The 19,376-nt window shown below is 67.3% G+C and carries 20 protein-coding genes and 3 tRNA genes; 15 read left to right on the top strand and 8 right to left on the bottom strand.

Features of this window, described 5'->3' with window-relative positions; translation table 11 throughout:
* Window positions 1–19 precede the first annotated feature (19 nt).
* Window positions 20–721, bottom strand: a complete 702-nt coding sequence (locus ASG74_RS04785; RefSeq protein ID WP_056139448.1) for an isocitrate lyase/PEP mutase family protein — start codon at window positions 719–721, stop codon at window positions 20–22.
* Window positions 722–777: 56 nt separating this feature from the next.
* Here ASG74_RS04785 and ASG74_RS04790 point away from each other — a divergent pair, with 56 nt between their 5' ends.
* The 4 genes from ASG74_RS04790 (at window position 778) to ASG74_RS04805 (ending at window position 2,518) form a co-directional block, all read left to right on the top strand.
* Window positions 778–1,830 carry a PHP domain-containing protein gene (locus tag ASG74_RS04790; RefSeq protein WP_056139450.1) on the top strand — a complete coding sequence of 351 codons (1,053 nt, stop codon included), beginning with the start codon at window positions 778–780 and terminating at the stop codon, window positions 1,828–1,830.
* Complete coding sequence (locus ASG74_RS04795; RefSeq protein WP_056139451.1) at window positions 1,827–2,201, top strand: GntR family transcriptional regulator; 375 nt, start codon at window positions 1,827–1,829, stop codon at window positions 2,199–2,201. Before ASG74_RS04790 ends, ASG74_RS04795 begins: the two co-directional genes overlap by 4 nt.
* A 144-nt stretch (window positions 2,202–2,345) precedes the next feature.
* Window positions 2,346–2,418, top strand: a tRNA-Glu gene (locus ASG74_RS04800).
* 26 nt (window positions 2,419–2,444) lie between these two features.
* Window positions 2,445–2,518: transfer RNA gene (locus ASG74_RS04805), tRNA-Asp, on the top strand.
* A gap of 76 nt (window positions 2,519–2,594) precedes the next feature.
* Here ASG74_RS04805 and ASG74_RS04810 read toward each other — a convergent pair.
* Window positions 2,595–3,518, bottom strand: a complete 924-nt coding sequence (locus ASG74_RS04810) for an NADP-dependent oxidoreductase (protein ID WP_056139453.1) — start codon at window positions 3,516–3,518, stop codon at window positions 2,595–2,597.
* 61 nt (window positions 3,519–3,579) lie between these two features.
* On the opposite strand from ASG74_RS04810, the gene ASG74_RS04815 reads away from it, so the two are divergent.
* From ASG74_RS04815 to ASG74_RS04825, 3 genes are all read left to right on the top strand, one after another.
* Window positions 3,580–3,924 carry a DUF2200 domain-containing protein gene (locus tag ASG74_RS04815; protein WP_056139456.1) on the top strand — a complete coding sequence of 115 codons (345 nt, stop codon included), beginning with the start codon at window positions 3,580–3,582 and terminating at the stop codon, window positions 3,922–3,924.
* Window positions 3,925–3,983: 59 nt separating this feature from the next.
* Window positions 3,984–5,474, top strand: coding sequence for a peptide MFS transporter (locus ASG74_RS04820; RefSeq protein WP_056139458.1), 1,491 nt, complete (start codon window positions 3,984–3,986; stop codon window positions 5,472–5,474).
* A 194-nt stretch (window positions 5,475–5,668) separates the two neighbouring features.
* A tRNA-Phe gene (locus ASG74_RS04825) sits at window positions 5,669–5,745 on the top strand.
* 481 nt (window positions 5,746–6,226) lie between these two features.
* Here ASG74_RS04825 and ASG74_RS17100 read toward each other — a convergent pair.
* Complete coding sequence (locus ASG74_RS17100; RefSeq protein WP_156465278.1) at window positions 6,227–6,739, bottom strand: hypothetical protein; 513 nt, start codon at window positions 6,737–6,739, stop codon at window positions 6,227–6,229.
* Between the two features lie 380 nt (window positions 6,740–7,119).
* Window positions 7,120–7,317 carry a hypothetical protein gene (locus ASG74_RS17105; RefSeq protein ID WP_162252779.1) on the bottom strand — a complete coding sequence of 66 codons (198 nt, stop codon included), beginning with the start codon at window positions 7,315–7,317 and terminating at the stop codon, window positions 7,120–7,122.
* 81 nt (window positions 7,318–7,398) lie between these two features.
* Between ASG74_RS17105 and ASG74_RS04830 the strand changes: the two genes are divergently transcribed.
* The 6 genes from ASG74_RS04830 to ASG74_RS04855 all read left to right on the top strand — a co-directional run bounded on the left by ASG74_RS04830 (window position 7,399) and on the right by ASG74_RS04855 (window position 13,656).
* A complete protein-coding gene (locus ASG74_RS04830; RefSeq protein WP_056139460.1) occupies window positions 7,399–8,172 on the top strand; it encodes a GntR family transcriptional regulator in 774 nt (257 codons plus the stop codon).
* Between the two features lie 190 nt (window positions 8,173–8,362).
* Window positions 8,363–9,517 carry a CaiB/BaiF CoA transferase family protein gene (locus tag ASG74_RS04835; protein WP_056139461.1) on the top strand — a complete coding sequence of 385 codons (1,155 nt, stop codon included), beginning with the start codon at window positions 8,363–8,365 and terminating at the stop codon, window positions 9,515–9,517.
* The gene (locus ASG74_RS04840) at window positions 9,514–10,755 is read left to right on the top strand and encodes an MmgE/PrpD family protein (RefSeq protein ID WP_056139464.1); all 1,242 of its coding nucleotides are present in this window, start codon (window positions 9,514–9,516) and stop codon (window positions 10,753–10,755) included. Before ASG74_RS04835 ends, ASG74_RS04840 begins: the two co-directional genes overlap by 4 nt.
* Complete coding sequence (locus tag ASG74_RS04845; protein ID WP_235498807.1) at window positions 10,752–11,918, top strand: acyl-CoA dehydrogenase family protein; 1,167 nt, start codon at window positions 10,752–10,754, stop codon at window positions 11,916–11,918. Before ASG74_RS04840 ends, ASG74_RS04845 begins: the two co-directional genes overlap by 4 nt.
* A gap of 224 nt (window positions 11,919–12,142) precedes the next feature.
* Complete coding sequence (locus tag ASG74_RS04850; protein WP_056139466.1) at window positions 12,143–12,997, top strand: hypothetical protein; 855 nt, start codon at window positions 12,143–12,145, stop codon at window positions 12,995–12,997.
* 2 nt (window positions 12,998–12,999) lie between these two features.
* Window positions 13,000–13,656 (top strand): class I SAM-dependent methyltransferase, encoded by a 657-nt coding sequence (locus tag ASG74_RS04855; RefSeq protein ID WP_056139468.1) that lies wholly within the window; start codon window positions 13,000–13,002, stop codon window positions 13,654–13,656.
* Between the two features lie 112 nt (window positions 13,657–13,768).
* Here ASG74_RS04855 and ASG74_RS04860 read toward each other — a convergent pair whose 3' ends face one another.
* Together ASG74_RS04860 and ASG74_RS04865 are read right to left on the bottom strand one after the other, a co-directional pair.
* Window positions 13,769–14,932, bottom strand: coding sequence for an MFS transporter (locus ASG74_RS04860; RefSeq protein WP_162252780.1), 1,164 nt, complete (start codon window positions 14,930–14,932; stop codon window positions 13,769–13,771).
* 243 nt (window positions 14,933–15,175) lie between these two features.
* The gene (locus tag ASG74_RS04865; protein WP_200942513.1) at window positions 15,176–16,609 is read right to left on the bottom strand and encodes an MmgE/PrpD family protein; all 1,434 of its coding nucleotides are present in this window, start codon (window positions 16,607–16,609) and stop codon (window positions 15,176–15,178) included.
* A gap of 257 nt (window positions 16,610–16,866) precedes the next feature.
* Here ASG74_RS04865 and ASG74_RS04870 point away from each other — a divergent pair, with 257 nt between their 5' ends.
* The gene (locus tag ASG74_RS04870; RefSeq protein WP_056139472.1) at window positions 16,867–17,808 is read left to right on the top strand and encodes an amino acid ABC transporter substrate-binding protein; all 942 of its coding nucleotides are present in this window, start codon (window positions 16,867–16,869) and stop codon (window positions 17,806–17,808) included.
* Between the two features lie 63 nt (window positions 17,809–17,871).
* Here the strand turns inward: ASG74_RS04870 and ASG74_RS04875 are convergent, their stop codons facing one another.
* On the bottom strand, window positions 17,872–18,888 hold the full coding sequence (locus ASG74_RS04875) for an IS3 family transposase (RefSeq protein WP_056139474.1): 1,017 nt from the start codon (window positions 18,886–18,888) through the stop codon (window positions 17,872–17,874).
* Between the two features lie 38 nt (window positions 18,889–18,926).
* A complete protein-coding gene (locus ASG74_RS17565; RefSeq protein WP_235498808.1) occupies window positions 18,927–19,121 on the bottom strand; it encodes a hypothetical protein in 195 nt (64 codons plus the stop codon).
* 73 nt (window positions 19,122–19,194) lie between these two features.
* On the opposite strand from ASG74_RS17565, the gene ASG74_RS17570 reads away from it, so the two are divergent.
* The coding region (locus tag ASG74_RS17570; RefSeq protein WP_235498809.1) for a hypothetical protein at window positions 19,195–19,376 on the top strand (182 nt) is incomplete at its 3' end.

The raw sequence follows: 19,376 nt of genomic DNA on the forward strand, positions 1-19,376 counted from the left end.
GCTCGTTCGGTTTCGGGGCTCAGGCCAGGGACTTGGCGTAGCTCACGGCGGCGTCGTAGGCCACCTGGGTGAGGGCACCACCAGTGCTGAACCGGCGCACCCCGAGAGCGCGCAGCCGCTCGACCGGCGGGTGGTCGCCGGCCGCGAGGACGTTGACCGGGCGCCCGAGCGCGACGATGGCGGCCAGCCGCTCCTCGTCGTTGACCAGGGGCGCGTAGAGCACGTCGGCGCCGGCGTCCCCATAGGCCGCAAGGCGCGCCACCGGGTCGTCGTCGAAGCCGTAGAGGGCGCTCTCACAACGCGCCGTGACGACGACTCCTCGCGCGTGCGCCGCCTCGACGACGTCGGCGACCCGCTGAACGGCCTCGTCGAGCGGCACGATCGCCTTGGTCGCCGGGTCGTAGTCCTCAATGGAGAGCCCGGCCGCTCCGGCGTCGGCGAGCATCTCGACGGTGCGCCCGACGCCACCCTCCTCGGCGGGGAAGCAGTCGGCCGAGTCGACGTTGACGGGGACGTCGACGACGCTCGTGAGCAGGGCGACGTGGGCAACCATCTCGTCACGCGTCACCTCGAGGTCGGACCTGCCCAGAGTTGCCGCGTGACCGTGGCTCGTCGTGGCGATGGCCGCAAACCCAGCCTCCGCCAGCCGGATGGCCGACCCGGCGTCGAACGCGTGGGGCAGAACGAAGAAGCCGCTCTCGTGGAGCTCTGCGAAGGTCATCCACCGATCCTGCCCGTCGCCCCCGACACCCGGTGCGGTTCGGGGAGACTGGGCCCATGGTCGCGTTGCTCCCACCCCTCGAAGCCCCCGTCGAACCTCCGCAGGCGCTGCGACGGATCGCCTTCCTCCTCGAGCGCATCCGCGCCGGCACCTACCGGGTCGAGGCGTTCCGCAACGCGGTCAAGGCCCTCAAGGAGGTCCATCCGGACGAGCTGTCGAGCCGGGTCAAGGCCGGCACCCTCCAGGACCTGCCCGGCATCGGCAAGTCCACGTCCGCGGTCGTGGCGGAGGCAGCGCAGGGTGAGCTGCCGGCATACCTCGCGTCGTTGCAGGAGAAGAGCGGAGGTCCGCTCGTGGACGGAGGGGGAGACCTGTATGCCGCGTTGCGCGGCGACTGCCACCTCCACTCGGACTGGTCCGACGGTGGGTCGCCGATCGACGAGATGGTGCTGACCGGCATCGAGCTCGGGCACGAGTGGATGGTGCTCACCGACCACTCGCCCCAGCTGCGCATCGCCAATGGGCTGACGGCGGAGCGCCTGACGCAGCAGATCGCGATCGTGGACGCCATCAACGCAGGCGTGGGCGGGGCCTTCCGGCTGTTCAAGGGGATTGAGGTCGACATCCTCGACGACGGCTCGCTCGACCAGACCGACACCATGCTCGGCAAGCTCGACCTCGTCACCGGGTCGGTGCACAGCAAGCTGAGGATGAACTCGGGGCCGATGACCAGGCGCATGGTGGCCGCCGTCCTCAACCCGCGCGTCAACGTCCTCGGGCACTGCACCGGCCGACTCGTGGAGGGCTCGAGGGGGAAGCGCCCGCAGTCGGACTTCGACGCGCGTGCCGTCTTCGAGGCGTGTCTCGAGGGCAGCACCGCCGTGGAGATCAACTCGCGCCCCGAGCGGCAGGACCCACCCGACGAGCTCATCGAGCTCGCTCTGGAGATCGGCTGCCTGTTCTCCATCGACTCCGACGCGCACGCTCCGGGTCAGCTCGACATGAAGGCGTACGGCTGCGAGCGGGCCGAGCGGCTGGGCGTGCCCTGGGAGCGCATCGTGACGACGTGGGACGCGGACCGGGTCCACGCCTGGGCCAACCCCGCATGAGCAACCTCGACATCACCATCGACGGTGCTGCCGCCGAGGCGCCCTACGAGCAGGTGCGGGCCCAGCTCGAGGGCCTCATCGCCCGTGGCGCCCTCGCCGAGGGCGACCGCCTGCCCACCGTACGGGCCCTGGCCGGCGACCTCGGGCTCGCCGTCAACACCGTGGCCCGCGCCTACAAGGAGCTCGAGGCCGAGGGGCTGGTGACGACGCGGCGGCGGGCAGGGACGGTCGTCGCCGGTGGCGGGCATGCCACCGACGTGGCCCTGCACCGCAGCGCTGCTGCCTACGCCGCCTCCGTCGCACGCTCGGGGCTGAGCGACTCGGCTGCCATCGACCTGGTGCGCGCAGCGCTTCGGGAGGCGCGCGCCTGAGGCGGGCGGACGGCATACGAGGGGGTCGTCCTGAGCACGAAGGGGACTCGTTTTGGAACCTGCGCGATCGTCACCTATGCTTTCCGAGTCCACGACGGATCCGAGCGCTGCGCGCTGCGCGACGTGGGTTCCCGTCCTGAACGGGTCCCCATCGTCTAGCGGCCCAGGACCCCGCCCTTTCACGGCGGTAGCACGGGTTCGAATCCCGTTGGGGATACGTAGTACAAGGTCTTGCACCTGCAAGGCCCCGTAGCGCAGTTGGTTAGCGCGCCGCCCTGTCACGGCGGAGGTCGCGGGTTCGAGTCCCGTCGGGGTCGCACAGTCTTGAGCGACACAGCACAGAGCCCCACACCACATGGTGTGGGGCTCTGTGCATGTCGCGGGCTCAGCGCCTCAGCGGCTGACCTCGATCGCGATCTTGCCGCGCACGTGGCCGCCCTGGCTCAGCTCGAACGCCTTGGCGGCGTCCTTGAGGGCGAACACCTCGGCCACCGGCACCGTCAGCTTGCCCGCGTCCACGAGGTCGGCGAGCGCCTGCAGGTCGGCCGCGTCCGGGCGCACCCACGCTGCGATGCCGCCCGCCTCGGCGACGGTGCCGTCGGTGATCGAGCCGTGGCGGCCACCGTCGGCAAGGACGGCCTTCGTCGTCTCGAGCACGCCGCCGACGAGGTCGAGGACGACGTCGACACCGTTCGGTGCGAGCTCACGAACCCGCTCGGTCAGCCCGTCGCCGTAGGTCACCGGCTCTGCGCCGAGATTCCGAAGGAAGTCGTGGTTGCCCTCGGACGCCGTGCCGATGACCCGGGCGCCGATCGCCTTGGCGACCTGGACGGCAAGCAGGCCCACGCCGCCTGCGGCAGCGTGGATGAGGACCGTGTCGCCTTCCTTGGTGGAGAGGCGGGTGAGGAGCTGGTATGCCGTGAGGCCGGCGAGCGGGAGCCCTGCGGCCTGGTTCCAGTCCAGACCCTTCGGCCTGCGCGCGACCGTGCGCACGGGCGCAGCGACGAGCTCTGCGAAGGTGCCGTGCTGCACCCAGTCCTTGCGGGCGTAGGCCATGACCTCGTCGCCCACGGTGTACTCGGGCGTGTCGAGCCCGACCGCCTCGACGACACCGGCGACGTCCCAGCCGGGGATGGCCGGGAAGTCGACCTGCATGAGGCCGTCGAGGTACCCGGCCATGACCTTCCAGTCGACCGGGTTGACCGAGGCGCTGCGGACGCGGATGAGCACCTCTCCCGGGCCGACCCTGGGGTCGGGGACGTCGGTGAGGGCGAGGGCGTCGGGGGCGCCGTACTTGCTGTAGGTGATGGCTTGCATGCCCGGGCCAACGCGAAGGTGAGGGGCGCGCATTCCGGAGCAGACGGCATACGCTCGCGTCATGGGCCACAGGATCTTCACCACGAGCGTCGCCTCGGTCTACCCCCTCTACGTCACCAAGGTGGAGCGCAAGGGGCGGTCGGCTGCCGAGGTTGACGAGGTGATCGAGTGGCTGACCGGGTTTGGCGAGGGCGAGTTGAAGAAGCATCTGGCGGACGAGACGACGTTCGAGGACTTCTTTGCGGCGGCCCGGCTCAACCCCAACGTCTCGCTCATCACGGGGTCGGTGTGCGGGGTGAAGGTGCAGGAGGTGGAGGACCCGCTGATGCAGCAGATCCGCTACCTCGACAAGCTCGTCGACGAGCTCGCCAAGGGCCGGCCGATGGAGAAGATCCTGCGCGCCTGAGGCCCTGCCCGGGTTCCGCTCGCTGGGCAAGTCGCGCCCATGTGTGCCTAGATGGACACGTGACTTCGCACGGAACAGACCTCAAGGACGGACCCGCGCAGCCCGAGGTGAGCCGCGATCGGCGCTTCTTCGGCCACCCGATGGGCTTGGCCAACCTGGCCGGCATCGAGATGTGGGAGCGGTTCAGCTTCTACGGGATGCAGGGCATCCTCGTCTACTACCTCTACTACGCCGCGACCGATGGCGGGCTGGGGCTCTCGCAGGAGGCGGCGACCTCGATCGTCGGTGCGTACGGCGGCCTCGTCTACCTGTCGGCGGTCCTCGGGGCGTGGGTTGCGGACCGGCTCCTCGGGGCCGAGCGCACGCTCACGGTCGCGGCGGTGACGATCATGGTCGGTCACATCGCGCTGGCGGTGGTGCCCAACATCCTCGGCGTCGGTATCGGCCTCGTCTGCATCGCGCTGGGGTCCGGCTCGCTCAAGACGACGACGAGCTCGGTCCTGGGTGACATGTATGCCCCTGAGGACGAGCGCCGTGACGCCGCCTTCTCGATCTACTACATGGGGGTCAACCTCGGGGCCCTCGTCGGTCCCCTGCTCACCGGCCTGATCTGGGACATGAAGGGCTTCCACTGGGGGTTTGGTCTCGCCGCCATCGGCATGGCCGCCGGCCTCGTGCAGTACCTCGGGCTGCGCCGCTCCACCATCGGTGACGCCGGCCGCGAGATCTCGAACCCGCTCGACCGTGCCGGTCGAATCCGGTATGCCGTCATCGCTGCGGCCGTCGTGGCGGTCATCGCCGTCCTCTCGGTCGCCGGCGTCATCCACGCCGAGCAGCTGTCGGACATCGTGGTCGTCGTGACCCTCGTGGCATCCATCGCCCTCTTCACGATCATGCTCAGGAGTCGCAAGATCACCTCCGCTGAGCGCGCGCGCGTCATCGCGTTCATCCCCATGTTCATCGCAAGCGCGGTGTTCTGGTCGCTGTTCCAGCAGCAGTTCACCGTGGTGGCGGTCTATGCCGACCAGCGGCTCAACCGCTCGCTCTTCGGCTGGGAGATGCCGCCGAGCTGGGTGACGTCGATCAACCCCATCTTCATCATCATCCTCGCCGGCGTGTTCGCGGCGATGTGGACGCGGCTCGGGTCGCGTCAGCCCTCGACTCCACTGAAGTTCGCGGCCGGCACGACGTTCATGGGTCTGGCGTTCCTGCTCTTCCTGCCTTACGCCGGGGGCGGCGCGAACAGCACCCCGCTGTTGTGGCTCGTCCTCATCCTCTTCTTCTTCACGATCGCGGAGCTCTGCCTGTCACCTGTGGGCCAGTCGTTGTCCACCAAGCTGGCGCCCAAGGCGTTCCACTCCCAGATGATCGCGCTGTTCTTCCTGTCCATTGCCGTGGGTTCGGCCGGGGCAGGATCGCTGGCCGGGTTCTACGACCCGTCCAACGAGCGCCCGTACTTCCTCTTCCTCGGCATCGCCTCCATCGTGGTGGGGTTGCTCATGGCCGCTGGCAGCAGGTGGATCACCAGGATGATGGCGGGGGTCCGCTGACGCCACTGTTCCGGAGCCGTCCGGGGGCGATGAAGGTCGTCCCGGGGGCCGCCGGGTGCCGTCGGGTGCCGTCGGAGGCCGCCTCGAGCGGCGATGAACGGGCACCTGCCGATGCGTTATAGTTGCGGTCGCGCCAGGGCGACCTAGCGTTGATGTTTGAGCAGGCGTGCCTCCGGGTGCACCTACCCGGACACGGCCAGGTAGCTCAGTTGGTACGAGCGTCCGACTGAAAATCGGAAGGTCGACGGTTCGACCCCGTCCCTGGCCACCACCCCAGCCGCAGGTCACAGCCCATGTGACCTGCGGCTTTGTCGTTGTCGGGGCGCAGGCAGCCGACGGGCGACGGGCGACGGGCGACGGGCGACCCCGGTTAACGTACCGTCGCTCAGCGACAATGAATATGACGCTCTACTCACCGACCTCCGGCTTAGGGTCGATGGCCTCATCTCGAGATTCGCTCTCCACGTCCGCACCATCCCGGCCTTCTGGGAGCGGCACAACGCCACGGTCGAAACCCTCGCTGCGCTCCGTGACGCCGAACGCGGATGCTTCGTCGATCGGCCCCCAGCCACCGCAGGACTCGAGTGGATCAGAGCTGTGAGGGACACCGCTGTCTATCTGCGCGACCAGGGCGCCATCACCCAGTACAGGCCACGAACATCGTGATCCTGCGACATCCGTGCCACGCGGAAGTACTACCCGTTGCCACCGCTGATCCCGAACTGGTCCCCGATCTCGTCAAACTGCCCGGGTCAAAGGGCACTCATGTCAACCGGTCCCGACAGTTGTTCGCGGGTGAATGAAACACCCGGCAATCGAGACAGCTGAACGGTGTAGATCAGGTCCGTGTCCGGTACCGCACCCACTGTGAACGACAATTCACAGGCGAGAAGCGATGTGCCGAGGCCTCCGGGCACCGCGATCATTTTCGCTTCTGTGTCGACCTTCCCCAGCGCAACCATCACGCCATGGGAGTCGGAAACGCGCACCTGACCACCAACTAGGTCGGCGGAGGTATCTCGCACGGGGCATGGGCGACCCGCGTACTGTGCCGCAATTGTCGGGTCGCCCATTAGCGCGATCGATTCGTCGATCGTAAGCACGTTCAGGTTCATAGGAGTGGCGACCTTGCCCTGAATCGGAAATACCGCACCCCGGTTCGGCTCGACCTGTCCGGATGCCGTGCAACTGGTAAGGAAGAGCGCGGCGATTGGCGCGACAGCGAGCAGTCGCCACTTATTCTTGCCATCCAGGCGGGGAACCATGAGGCGACTTTAGGGCCTTGCAGGCGCCGTGGAACTGGCTTCCGAGAATGCCGTACGAGTTGAGTCCCCGATAGTGGTGTAGCGCGGTCGCCGGGTTCGTCACCCAGTTGGTGACGGACGAAGTGCGGCCACCGCGTGATCTGTGAGTGTTGCGGATGGGGATTCAGTTGTGATCGCTGCGAAGATCGGTATCGGCGTCCGGGTCTGACTCGGGCGTGATCTGGCCGCTTCGGCGTGCTCTGCGAAGGACTCGTCGGCCAAAGCGTCGATACCGGCTTGGCCCCACCCTGCTGGCTTGATCAGAAGCTTGTCCGCGCCCTCGAGCAGATGGCCGTGACTCATTACAGATGTGCCGCACCCGGTGGGTTCTTCAAGTCAATTCACCGGTCACCCACCGAGGAGGTTGCTTTATGCCATTGGTTGCCGAGGTCGTCGACGCTGTCGTCGGAGGCGACACACACCGCGACACACACGCTCTGGAACTGACTGCGCTGGACGGCGAGTTCAGTGGCGTTGGTCGCGGTCTTGCCGGCCACGGTGGTGCAGTCGGCGGCGTGGCGAAGCGGACGCCGTGACATCTTGACAAAGTTGTACGGCCAAGTTAGAAATGGCCGTACAATTCGGGTCGACGGGGACCCGGTCCGACGAAGGAGCCTCGCGTGGATGTTCAACCCCGCCGCCCCGGCCAAAGCTCCTACCGGCTCCTCACCCAGCGCCTGCGCGAGCGAATTTTCCAGGGCGAGTTCCCCGAGGGCACCAAACTCCCGACCGAGCAGTCCCTCGCCGAGGACCTCGGCCTCAGCCGCCAGACCATTCGCCGGGCCTACCAGGAGCTCGTCGCGGAGGGCAGCGTCTACCGGGTGCAGGGCAGCGGCACCTTCGTCGCCCCTGGCGGGGCCCGCTACCGGCGCCCCTTCGGCAGCGTCGACGACCTCATGAACCTCCAGCTCGACACCGACTTCGAGCTCGTCGACCCCCTTACCGACCGAATCGACCGCGATGTGGCCGACCGACTGGGCCTCGAGGCCTCCCATGTTGTGAGCCTTACCTTCCAGCGACTTCACCGCGGAGAGCCCTTCTGCCGCACCCGCGTTCACCTCCCGCCAGCCATCGCCGCGAAGGTCGCCGACGTGCCTGAGCTGACCGACCCGGGCGTGCACAGCAAGACCACGATCATCAGCCTCATCGAGCTGCATGGGAACGACATCGGCGAGGCCGAGCAGGTCATCAGTGCCGTCGCCGCGGACGCAGAGGATGCCAGCGCGCTCGGGTGCCCGCTCGGCAGTCCGCTGCTCCACATCGAGCGGCTCTACACCGATCGCGTCGGCCGCGCCCTCGAGCTGGCCGTTAGCGACTTCATTCCTGCGCACTACGCACACCGCTCTCGGCTCGGGCGCGGGAGCACGTCCTCGCGAGGTGATACGACGCCCTGACCGAGGCAGCCGTCCCACCGCCGCGGTCCTCCTGCTGGCAATCGGACTGCTGGCCTTCCACCTCGCTCGCCCTCCTGGGCCGGGGCTGACCGACGCAGCGTCCGCAGGCCCGCCCACCTGCGCGCCATCTCCGCATTACTTCTCAGCCCACAACTCTTCCCACATCCCACTCCTCAAGGAACGTGACCTCATGCAGCCCCTCACCGGACTCACCGTCGTGTCCATCGAACAGGCCGTCGCAGCCCCCTTCGCGACGCGGCAGCTCGCAGACCTCGGCGCACGCGTGATCAAGGTCGAACGCCCAGGCCCGGGTGACTTCGCCCGCGACTACGACGAGACCGTCGACGGCATGTCTTCGCACTTCGTCTGGCTCAACCGGTCGAAGGAGTCCGTCGCTCTCGACCTCAAGTCGGAGGAGGGTCTCGCGGCCCTGCGGGCGCTCGTCGCTTCGGCGGACATCTTCGTCCAGAACCTCGCCCCGGGTGCCGCCCAGCGACTCGGCCTCGGCGCTGCCGAGCTGCGCGCCGCCAACCCGCGCCTCGTCCACGTATCGATCTCCGGCTACGGGCCGGGCGGGCCCTACACGACGAAGAAGGCCTACGACCTGCTCGTGCAGTGCGAGGCCGGACTCGTCTCCATCACCGGCACACCCGAAACACCTGTGAAGGTCGGGATCTCCGTCGCCGACATCGCCGCGGGCATGTACGCCTACACCGGCGTCCTCACGGCGCTCCTGCGCAGAGGGCAGACCGGCGAGGGGGCCACCGTCGACATCTCGATGCTCGAGGCACTCGGCGAGTGGATGGGCTTCCCGATGTACTACGCCGCCTACGGCGGCACGGACCCCGCACGTAGCGGCGCCTCTCACGCGGCGATCGCGCCGTACGGGCCCTTCCCCTGCGTCGGCGACGAGCAGGTCTTCCTTGGGATCCAGAACGAGCGCGAGTGGGCCAAGTTCTGCGTCGACGTCCTCGGCGAACCCGCCCTGGCAACCGACGACCGCTTCGTCACGAACTCCCTACGCGTCGCCCATCGCGACGACCTCTCGGCGGAGATCGCTCGGGCCTTCGCCGAGCTGACAACCGATGAGGTCATCGAGCGCCTCGAAACCGTCGGTATCGCCAACGCGCGACTGCGCGACATGCGGCAGTTCTTCGACCACGAACAGCTCGAGGCCCGTGGCCGTTGGCGCGAGGTCGCGAGTCCCGTCGGAACGCTGCGGGCCCTCGCGCCTCCCGCCACCCTCGACGGCGACGAACCCGTCATGAACCCCGTCCCCGCCGTCGGCCAGCACACGGATGCCGTGCTCGCGGAATTCGGCCTGACTCCTCAGGAGACCAGATGACCACCGCCCGACAGCTCGCCGACTGGGCCGTCGCGCTCGACCCCACACCCGAAGACCTTGCCCTGGCCGACAGGTCGCTGCAGGACACCGTCGCGGCGGCGCTCTGCGCCCGTGACGAACCGTTGCTGCACCAGATCGGCGTGCTGGGACGAGCCGGACGGTGGGCGGTCGCGAGCCACGTCGTCGACTTCGACGACCTGCACATGCCGTCGACCACCCACATCAGCACCATCTGCGTCCCCGTGGCCTTGGACACCGCAGGCGGCGCCCGTGCCTACCTCGCCGGCGCCGGCGTCATGGCCAGGCTCGGCTCTGCCCTGGGCTGGGACCACTACTCGGCCGGCTGGCACGCGACGACGACCTCGGGCGCGCTCGCGTCCGCCGCAACGGCAGCCATCGCCCTCGGCCTCGACGCCGAGCGGACGGCCATCGCACTCGCGCTCGCCGTTCCCGCGTCCGGTGGCGTCCAACGAGCCTTCGGGACAGACGCGAAGTCGCTCCAGGTCGGCTTCGCCGTCGATGCCGGCGTGCGCGCCGCCCATCTCGCAGCAGCAGGTGTCACCGCAGAGCTCGAAGTGGTGGACGCGTGGCTTCGACTGGTCGGTGCCACAGCCGACACCATCGACCTGGCTGGGCCAGCGATCCCCGACGGGCTCGCGGTGAAACTCTTCCCGTGCTGCTACGCGCTCCAACGACCGATCGGTGCCGCGGCATCCCTGCGGTCCGCCGTCGAGGACACCAACGCGATCACCCGAATCCTCGTGCGCACCCCCCGCGGCACGGTCAAGCCGCTCATCCACCATCGGCCCACGACGGGCCTCGAGGCGAAGTTCAGCCTCGAGTACGCCGTGGCCGCGGCCCTCGTCGACGAGCACTGCGGGTTCGCGACCTTCAGCGACGACGGCGTCAACCGCCCGGCACTCCAGGCTCTGCTGCGCCGTCTCGAGGTCGACCTGCACGACGAGGACGCGCAGCAGCTCCTCTCGGGTCGCGTGGAGCTCACGGTCGAGTCCGCGACGGGGGTCCACACTGCCGAGCTTGTCGACCCGCCCGGGTCGCCGGGAAATCCTCCGACCGGCGCCCAGCTCGACCACAAGTTCGCCGACTGCCTCGACGGCACCGGCCTGTCCGCCGCCGACCTCACGTGGGCCGACGCCTCCGTGGTCCTGACCGACCACCTCCCCACCCCCGCTGCCGTCCTCAATGGCACCCCGACTCCTCAAGGAGATGCATCATGATCGACCTGCCCGACGAGGAACGCGCCATCGTCAACCTCGTCCGCGAGTTCGTGGACCGCGACGTCAAGCCCGTCGTTCAGGAACTCGAGCACACCAACACCTATCCCAAGGCCCTCATCGAGACGATGAAGGACATCGGCATTTACGGCCTCGCCATCGGAGAACCATGGGGTGAGACGAAGGTGAGCGCTGCCTGCTACGTCCTCGTCACCGAGGAACTGTCCCGTGGGTGGATGTCACTGGCCGGAGCCGCCGGCGGCCACGGTGTCGTCGCCAAACTGCTGCAGGACTACGGCACCCAGACGCAGAAGGACACGTATCTGCCGCTCATGGCGACCGGCGAGCTGCGCGCGACGATGGCCCTCACGGAGCCGGGCGGCGGGTCCGACCTGCAGGCGATGCGCACCAACGCCCGCACCGACGGCGACTCCTACGTCATCAACGGGTCGAAGACGTGGATCTCCAACGCCCGCCACTCCGACCTCGTCGCCCTGCTCGTCAAGACCGACCCGCAGGCGGAGCCCCGCCACAAGGGCGTCTCGATCATCCTCGTGGACAAGCGCGAGGGGGCCGAAGGCCTCACCATCTCCCGTGACCTACCCAAGCTGGGCTACAAGGGTGTCGAGAGCTGCGAGCTCGTCTTCGAGAACCTCACGGCTCCGGCGTCCGCCCTGCTCGGCGAACGGGAGGGCGAAGGCTTCGCGCAGATGATGCGCGGCCTGGAGATCGGCCGCCTCCAGGTTGCGGGTCGCGCCCTCGGCGTCGGTCGCGCCGCCCTCGAGGACGCGCTCCGCTACGCGCAGGACCGGGAAAGCTTCGGGGTGCCGATCTGGAAGCACCAGAGCATTGGCAACTACCTCGCGGACATGGCGACGAAGCTCGAGGGCGCACGCCAGCTGACCCTGCACGCTGCCCGCGAGTACGACCTCGGCCGGCGCTCGGACATGGAGGCCGGCATGGCCAAGCTCTTCTCGTCCGAGGTGGCGATGGAGATCGCCCTCAACGCCGTCCGGATCCATGGCGGCTACGGCTACTCGACCGAGTTCGACGTCGAACGCTATTTCCGCGACGCGCCGCTGATGATCGTCGGCGAGGGCACCAACGAGATCCAGCGCAACGTCATCGCTCGCCAGCTCGTCAAGCGCGGAAGCGTGGCACCGTGACGGGCGTAGTCGCCGCCCTTGCCGGCAAGCTCTGCATCCACCCGCACCAGGTCGAGACCGTCAACGCCGCCTTTGCGCCGAGCGCCGAGGAGCGCTCGTGGGCTCGCCGGGTGCTTGCCGACGCAGCGGGGCCGTGTCAGGCGCCGTCCGGGTCGACGGCCGGATGGTCGACCCCCCGTGCTCAGGCGCGCCCGCCAGCTCGTGCCCCGAAGAGGAGATAACGCATGACCACCCCACCGAAGTCGGTCACTCGCACCGAGCTCATTACCCGCGAACCCAGCGAGTCACTCGCCGGCCTGCTTGGCATCCCCGCGCCGACGGAGACGCTGCCGACCATGTGGCACTGGATCCACCTGCTCGAACGCCGGCCGCACGCCGACCTCGGACCTGACGGGCACCCGACCTCGGGACTGCCCGCCCCGCCTGGCCCGGGACGCAAGCGGATGTATGCCGGTGGGCGGGTCACGTCGCTGCGCGAGTTGCACTTCGACGAGGAAGCCACCCGCTTCACCCGCGTGACGAACGAGGTCGAGAAGAAGGGCCGCACCGGGGCGCTCAGCTTTGTCACCCTGCGGCACGAGATCAGCCAAGGCGGCGAGCTTGCGATCGTCGACGAGCACGACATCGTCTACCGGGCAGAGGGTTCCAGCGTCGCCTTCGACGCCGGCACTCTCGACGACCAGCCGCCCTCGCCACCGCGGGAGCCCGCGCTGACCCTGCGCGTCGACGAAGCGCTGCTCTTCCGGTTCTCGGCCCTGACGTACAACGCGCACCGGATCCACTACGACCACAATTGGGTGGCCTTCGAGGGCTACGACGACCTCGTTGTCCACGGCCCCCTCCAGGCGCTGATGATGGGTGAGCTCCACCGCCGCGAGGGGCAGGGGATCCTCGGACGGAAGTTCGCGTACCGCCTCGTCTCCCCCATGATCGGGCCGCAGACGCTGACGGTGGTCGCGGCTAAGGGTGGCGTGGAGCTGGGGTCGGAGGTCCTGGACGTGCATGGTCGACAGACCGCGACCGGGCGCCTCGAGGCCGCAGCCGAGCCGATCGGCGACCGGCCGGTCGCCGGGATCTGACCATGCCTCTCGACTACAGCGAGGAGGCCGCCCGCTACGACGAGACTCGGGGCGGCCTCCCCCGGGCTCGCGCGGCGGCCGAGGCGATCATCAACCTCACCAGCCCACGGGAGCCCCCTTTTGACAGTGGTGGGCGTGTCGCTTGGACCCTGCTCGACGTCGCCGGCGGCACGGGCATCGTGAGCGGCGAGCTGGCCGCTCTCGGGTTCCGGGTGGCCGTAGCCGACCTCGTCCCTGAGATGCTGCGGCATGCGCACGACCGCCTCCCTGGCGCCGCAGTCGCCACCGACGCCACGCGCTTGCCTGTCGCCGACGGACGCCTGGACGTGGTGACGATGGTGTGGCTTCTCCATCTCGTCCCGGATGCCGAGCCCATCATCGGCGAGGCTGCGCGCGTGCTCCGGCCTGGAGGGCTGCTCGTGACCACGGTCGACAAGGCCGTCGCCAACCACCGGGCCATCGACCCGCGCTCCGCAACGCCAAGGGCAGGAACGTCCACCAGAGCGAAGGGACGCCCCGTCACCGACGCCCGCAGCCTCGTGACCACGCACGCCGCCCGACACGGTCTCGACCCGGCGGGTGAGACAACGTTCGTCGGCCTCGGGCAGCGCGGCGAACCGATCTACACCCTCGTGGCATACCGGAAGAGGTCAATATGAGCGGCTCAGAGAGTCGACCAACGAGACCACCGTCCTGTGTGACCCGGTCGTCGCGCCCAGCTGGCGAGCGCGCTACACCTTCGTGCCGCGCGCAATTGCAAACGGACACGAGTCAACGGATTAGCGGACGAACAGCCAGATCCAGCAGAAACTGTCTGCGAGCCAATGCCAGCAGTCCTGCCGCGAGCAACATGAATCCCCCACCCACCCGCCACGAGACCGGGTAACTAGTGTGCGACACGAGGATGCCGAAGAGCACCGGTCCAGCGGCCCCCCCGACAAATGCCCCCGCCTGCAGAGCCCCCGAGGCCGCGCCGGTAGCTCCGCGGCCAACGCGCACCACCGCGAACAACAGCAGGCCCGGCCATGACCACCCCAGCACGAAGGCGATGATTGTGGCCACCCATAGGGTGGGGATCGTTCCGACCGAGATCGCGAGGAATGCCAGGGCTCCGATTAATAGCTGCTTGATGACCACAGCCAAGTTGCCACCGTTGCGCCGGTCGGCGAGGTGCCCAGTGAGTATGCGAGCGATGATCGAGAGCCCACTGCCAGCCGCCATCAATAGGCCCGCCTGAGCCGGGCTCATGCCAACCTCGAAACCCCAGGAGGCAATGAAGGCGCCCAAGGAGTTCACCGATGCACTCGCTACGGCCATGCCACAGACCGTCAGGGCCATGGCACCTGTCGGGGGCCGCTCGGGGCCGACTACAACTTTCGCTCGAGCACCCTTGTCGTCCGGCAGGTTGAAGGCGCTGGCCAGGACCAAGACGCCAGCAATCCCAGCGATTCCGAAGGTCCAGCGCCAGCCGACCAGTGCACCGACCGTCGGAACCGAGATGCCGCCCAGCAGAATAGCGAAGGGGACGGCAGACTGCTTGACACCGAAGGCAAGCCCCTGACGGTTGAGAGGGATCGCGGTGGCAAGCGACAGATTCGAGGTTATTTGGAGGGCCGCGTTTGCAAAGCCCAAGAGAATAAGCATCGCAACCATGACGGCGTATGAATGAGCGACGACTGCCATACCGACACCCCCAGCACAGGCGAGGAGTCCCGCCAGGATGGTGCTCCTTCGTCTGCCGAGTCGGTCGACCCACCTCCCGCCGAGCATGGCTGCAACAGCTGCCGAAGCAAAAAAGCAGCTAGCCGCGAGTCCGAAGTGGGCTTCGTCGAACTTGAGGTCGGATCGAACAAAGACCGACTGCGCACTGAGAAGGAAGACGGGCACAGCGCCAAGGGTCGTCATCGCGCTGGCAGCGAGCATCGTCGAGGCCAAGCGCGGAACTTTCATCATTTGCGCGGCTCAGACATGCCTTCTCCTACGCACTCGGGCACGGCGTACTCACTGAGCCCTGGACGTTGGGCCCGATAAGGCATCAGGAGAACCGTGCGACGTGGCACCCCTGCCCTATCCATCCTCGAATGAGTGACCGCGGGCTCAGGTTTGGTGACCGTCACCGGCTCGCCGCCGCGTAACGGACGGGCCCCGGAGAGGTCCAGCGTGCCGTCAAACTCTCTCTCAACCCCTCAGGGCCTCAGCGAAGTTGGCGCTGTCGCCCTCGTCTAGGAGCCCCATAACCGCCTCATGCACGCGCTGCCCGTGGGCCCGGTTGGTCGCCAAGGACATGTTGTCGTAGTACTTGGCCTCGATGTCCTCACGCGACAGGGGGCGCTCCTCAGAGCCGCGGTTGTCGTTCTCACGATGGCGGAGCTCACGACCGTCCTTCAGTCGCACAATAACTTCGCCGTGGAAGTATTTGGGGAAGGTCTTGTTGGGATCCGCCTGGTAGCTCACCTTGGCTGCGAGGTCCAGGATCTGGGGGTCGCGCAGCACATCATCCTCGAGCTCGGCCAGGGTGAACCGGCCTCGGTTGAAGATGGCGGAGACGATGAACGGAAGGCTGAACTTCGCGTCGTAGTCCGAGCGAGGACGTAGTTTGTTAGCTGCGGGCTCAAGGACGACCGGCACGATCTCCTCGGGCACCAGACACGTGATCGACTCGATGTCCGCAGGCGCGAATCCGTGCGTGTCGAGCAGGATTTGCGCCGCGTCGGCGAACGCATGGGTGAAGTGGCACGCGGGATACGGCTTAATGCCAACGCGAAGGAGCTCCCAGTCGGACCCGAAGCCCTCAGTCGCCTTCGACAGATCGATTTCATGCCCAAGCGGGGTATGCAGCGCAAAGAGCCCGAAACGGCCCTCGTAGATGGCTGGGGGGGACTCGAATCCGTGCTTCGCGAACGCCGCCGCGGTGATACCGCTGGCTGCGGCCCATCCCGGGTGAACCCGCTTGGTCGACGCGCCCGTTTCTAGGAACTCCATCACTCCACTGGCAAGGCTTCCGACGAAGCCTTGCGCCGTGGCGATGCCTTCGGCGTTCAGGCCGCCGAGCCGAGCTGCTGCCACCGCTGAACCAAAGGCACCCACCACGCCAGTTGGGTGGAAGCCGTGGGCGTGCAGTCCACTATTGGCGGCGGCGCCGACCCGGGAACTGACCTCCAGCGCGATCAGGTAGCCCAGGAGCAGGTCCTTGCCAGGGAGGTGCCGGTCGCTTGCGACCGAAATTGCAGCCGGGAGGGCGCTAGCCGACGCATGGATCACCCCACCGAGGTGCGTGTCATCGTAATCGAGCCCGTGAACCAGCACCCCGTTGAGGAGGGCGGCATCACGAGGGCTGAGCCGAACACTGTGCCCAATGACAGGGGTGTCTCCTGCGCCAAACTCGGAGACGGCGGCGAGTGCCCGCTTGGCGAAGTCGTAGTTTGATGAGGCGTACGCAAGCCCGACGCAGTCCAAGATGTGCAGCAACGCCCGCTCGACGACCCTCTCGGGCACCTCCTCCATCGTGACGTCAGCCGCCCAGCGCCCAATCTGTGCCGCGATGGTGTCCACACCACTCACTGCACCCGTGGATGGGTTCGTATCGCTCTTACCGAGTTCATCAATGCTCACGGTGGCTCCTTCTCTAGCTTCAGATGACGCGTCTTCAGTGGAGATCTGATGGCCGGGGGGTTGTCAACCAACAGTCCGACGTTTAGCATCACATGAAACGTCTGAGGATTCAACCGAAACTCGACCGGCATCCCTGCTCCGCCCGAAGTGCGTGTCGATCCAGCACGAGTGCTTGGAAACAACGCAGACCGCAGTACCCACGAAAGCCTGTCTGACACATACGACTCACCCACGAAAGGCACACCATGTCACGCCGTTTGATCACCATCTCGGCCGCGTTGGCCACGTCACTAATCACCGCCTGCGGTGCCGGCGGTAGCACCACCACGAACGGGAGCGACAGCGGTCCTATCAAGGTCGGGGCGGCCGTCTCGGAGACCGGCAAGTTCGCCATCGAGGGAAAGTCGACCAAGCGTGGCTACGAGATGTGGGCAGACGAAGTCAACGCCCGCGGCGGCATCGACGTCGGCGGCACGAAACGCAAGGTCGAGGTCATCTACTACGACGACCAGTCTGAGCCCGAAACCGCAGTGAAGCTCACGCAGCGACTGATCAGCCAGGACAAGGTCGACTTCATCTTCGGCCCCTACTCCTCCGGTCTGACGATCGCGACCTCGGCGATCACCGCTAAGTACAAGAAGATCATGTTCGCCGGCGGGGCGGCGGCGGTCAGCGTCTTCAACCAAGGAAATGAGTATGTGTTCAGCCCCCTGACCCTGACTCGTGACTACACCACCAGCGGACTGGAGGCCCTCAAGGAGCAGGGGGTCAAGACCATCGCCGTGATGCACTCCGATGATGCGCCCATGACCGATGTCAAGAATGCGACGCTTGAGAAGGCGAAGGCACTCGGCCTCGATGTGGTCTCTGTACAATCTGTTCCCGCCGATGCCACCGACATCACCGGAGCTATGCGGCAGATGAAGGCAAAAAACCCTGATGCGTTCGTGGAGGCAGGCACAACGCTGATCGGCCTGCTGGCGACTCGCACGATGCGTGACGTGGGCTGGGCACCCAAGTACGTCCTGATGGTGCAGGCACCGACCGAGGCCTCCTTTGTCAAGGAACTCGGCGCCTCCACTGCTGAGGGCATCATGGCGCCGACCCAGTGGATGCCGAATGACACCTTCAAAGACGAGTACTTCGGGACGGCCGGAACCTGTCAACCTGTTTGGAGTCGTTCTTCCGATTTTTTCTGATTGAGGCGGACGGTGGCGTAGGGCGTGCGCAGTGAGCGCTGGCTGCGGTAGCACCGGAACCTGTCAACCTGTTTGGAGTCGTTCTTCCGATTTTTTCTGATTGAGGCGGACGGTGGCGTAGGGCGTGCGCAGTGAGCGCTGGCTGCGGTAGCGGTCGGGGTGCTGCAGTGCCAGAGCCTCCAGGATCGCCGCGCGTTGTCGGTGGGTGTGGACCCAGCTGCCGTCGTGGACCGCCTGGGGGGTGTGCCCTTCGAGGCTGGAGTGGTGGTGGCCGCTGTTGTAGGGCGTGATGACGGACTGGGCCCATGTTCGGGCGTGGTCGAGGTCGGTGAAGCTCTTGGGGTAGCCGCTGTGGTACTTCGCGGTCTTGAACCACGACTCCATGTGGGGGTTGTCGTTGGACACCCGTGGCCGGTTGCGGGATCGGGTGATGCCCAGGTCGCGGTACAGCTCGGCCAGGGTGCTCGACATCATTGAGGACCCGCCGTCGGAGTGCACGATCCGCGGCACGGTTCCGCCCTGGCCGGTGATGGCCTGCTCGAACATGGCCTTGGCCAGGTCGTCGTCCTCAACCTCCTCAACCCGCCAGCCCACGACGTAACGAGAGAACACGTCGAGCACGACGTACAGGCAGTACCACTGGCCCAGGTAGGTGCCCGGCAGCTTCGAAATGTCCCAGCACCACACCTGATTGGGCGCGGTGGCCTCGAACTGCGGCATCGCGGTGGCCCGCCGTGAACGGCGCGGCCGGGTCGGCCGCTCCGGTTCCAGCCGGCGCGCCAGCCGGTACCACGTCGACATTGACGCGACCGGGTCCCCGGCGTCCAACGCGTCGTACCAGCCCTGGAAGACGCTGTCGCCGCGGGCGAACGCCGTCTTGATCAGGTGCAGGATCTGCTTGTGCTCGGCCGGCTCGAGCCGATTCGCGTAGGCCCGCTGCGACTGCGGGACCGGACCGGTGACCCTGGGCCGGGGATGGGTGCGGTAGTGCCATGTCGAGGACGCCAACCCCAGCAGGGGTAACACCTTGCGCAGGGCCAACCCCAGCCCGGTCAGTTCACCAACCAGGGCGTTCTCCACGTCCAGGAACGCCTCATACGCCGCGGCGTCGCACTCGCTCAGGACTCGGCCTCGGGCTCCTGCCTGACGGCGCGGTCGTGCAAGAGCCCGATAGCTTTTCCCAAAGCATCGTTGACCTGCCGCATCCGCTCGAGCTCGGCTTGTAACTGTTCACCCTCGGCAAGGCGGGCAGTGTGCTCGGCCTGCAGCGCGAGCTCCAGCTGCCGCACCCGAGCCGCGTCCGACACGTTCATCGTCGAAGTATCCCGAGGCACCAGAGCACGGTCCAGATCCCCGAACAGGTACGCCCTACGCCACTCACTCATCATGCTCGCGGTGACACCCCGCTCAGCCAGCCACGCCAGCTTCGTGCCGTGCGGAAGCACCAAGTACTCCGCCACCATCGACGCCTTCTCCACCGACGACCAGTTCCGCCGCATTCCAACCTCCCAAGTGACTCACACTCAGGTTGACAGGAAGGGGGCTCAGGAGTACTTCGACTCCTATGG

It is taken from the genome of Knoellia sp. Soil729 (assembly GCF_001427985.1).
Classification (GTDB): domain Bacteria; phylum Actinomycetota; class Actinomycetes; order Actinomycetales; family Dermatophilaceae; genus Knoellia.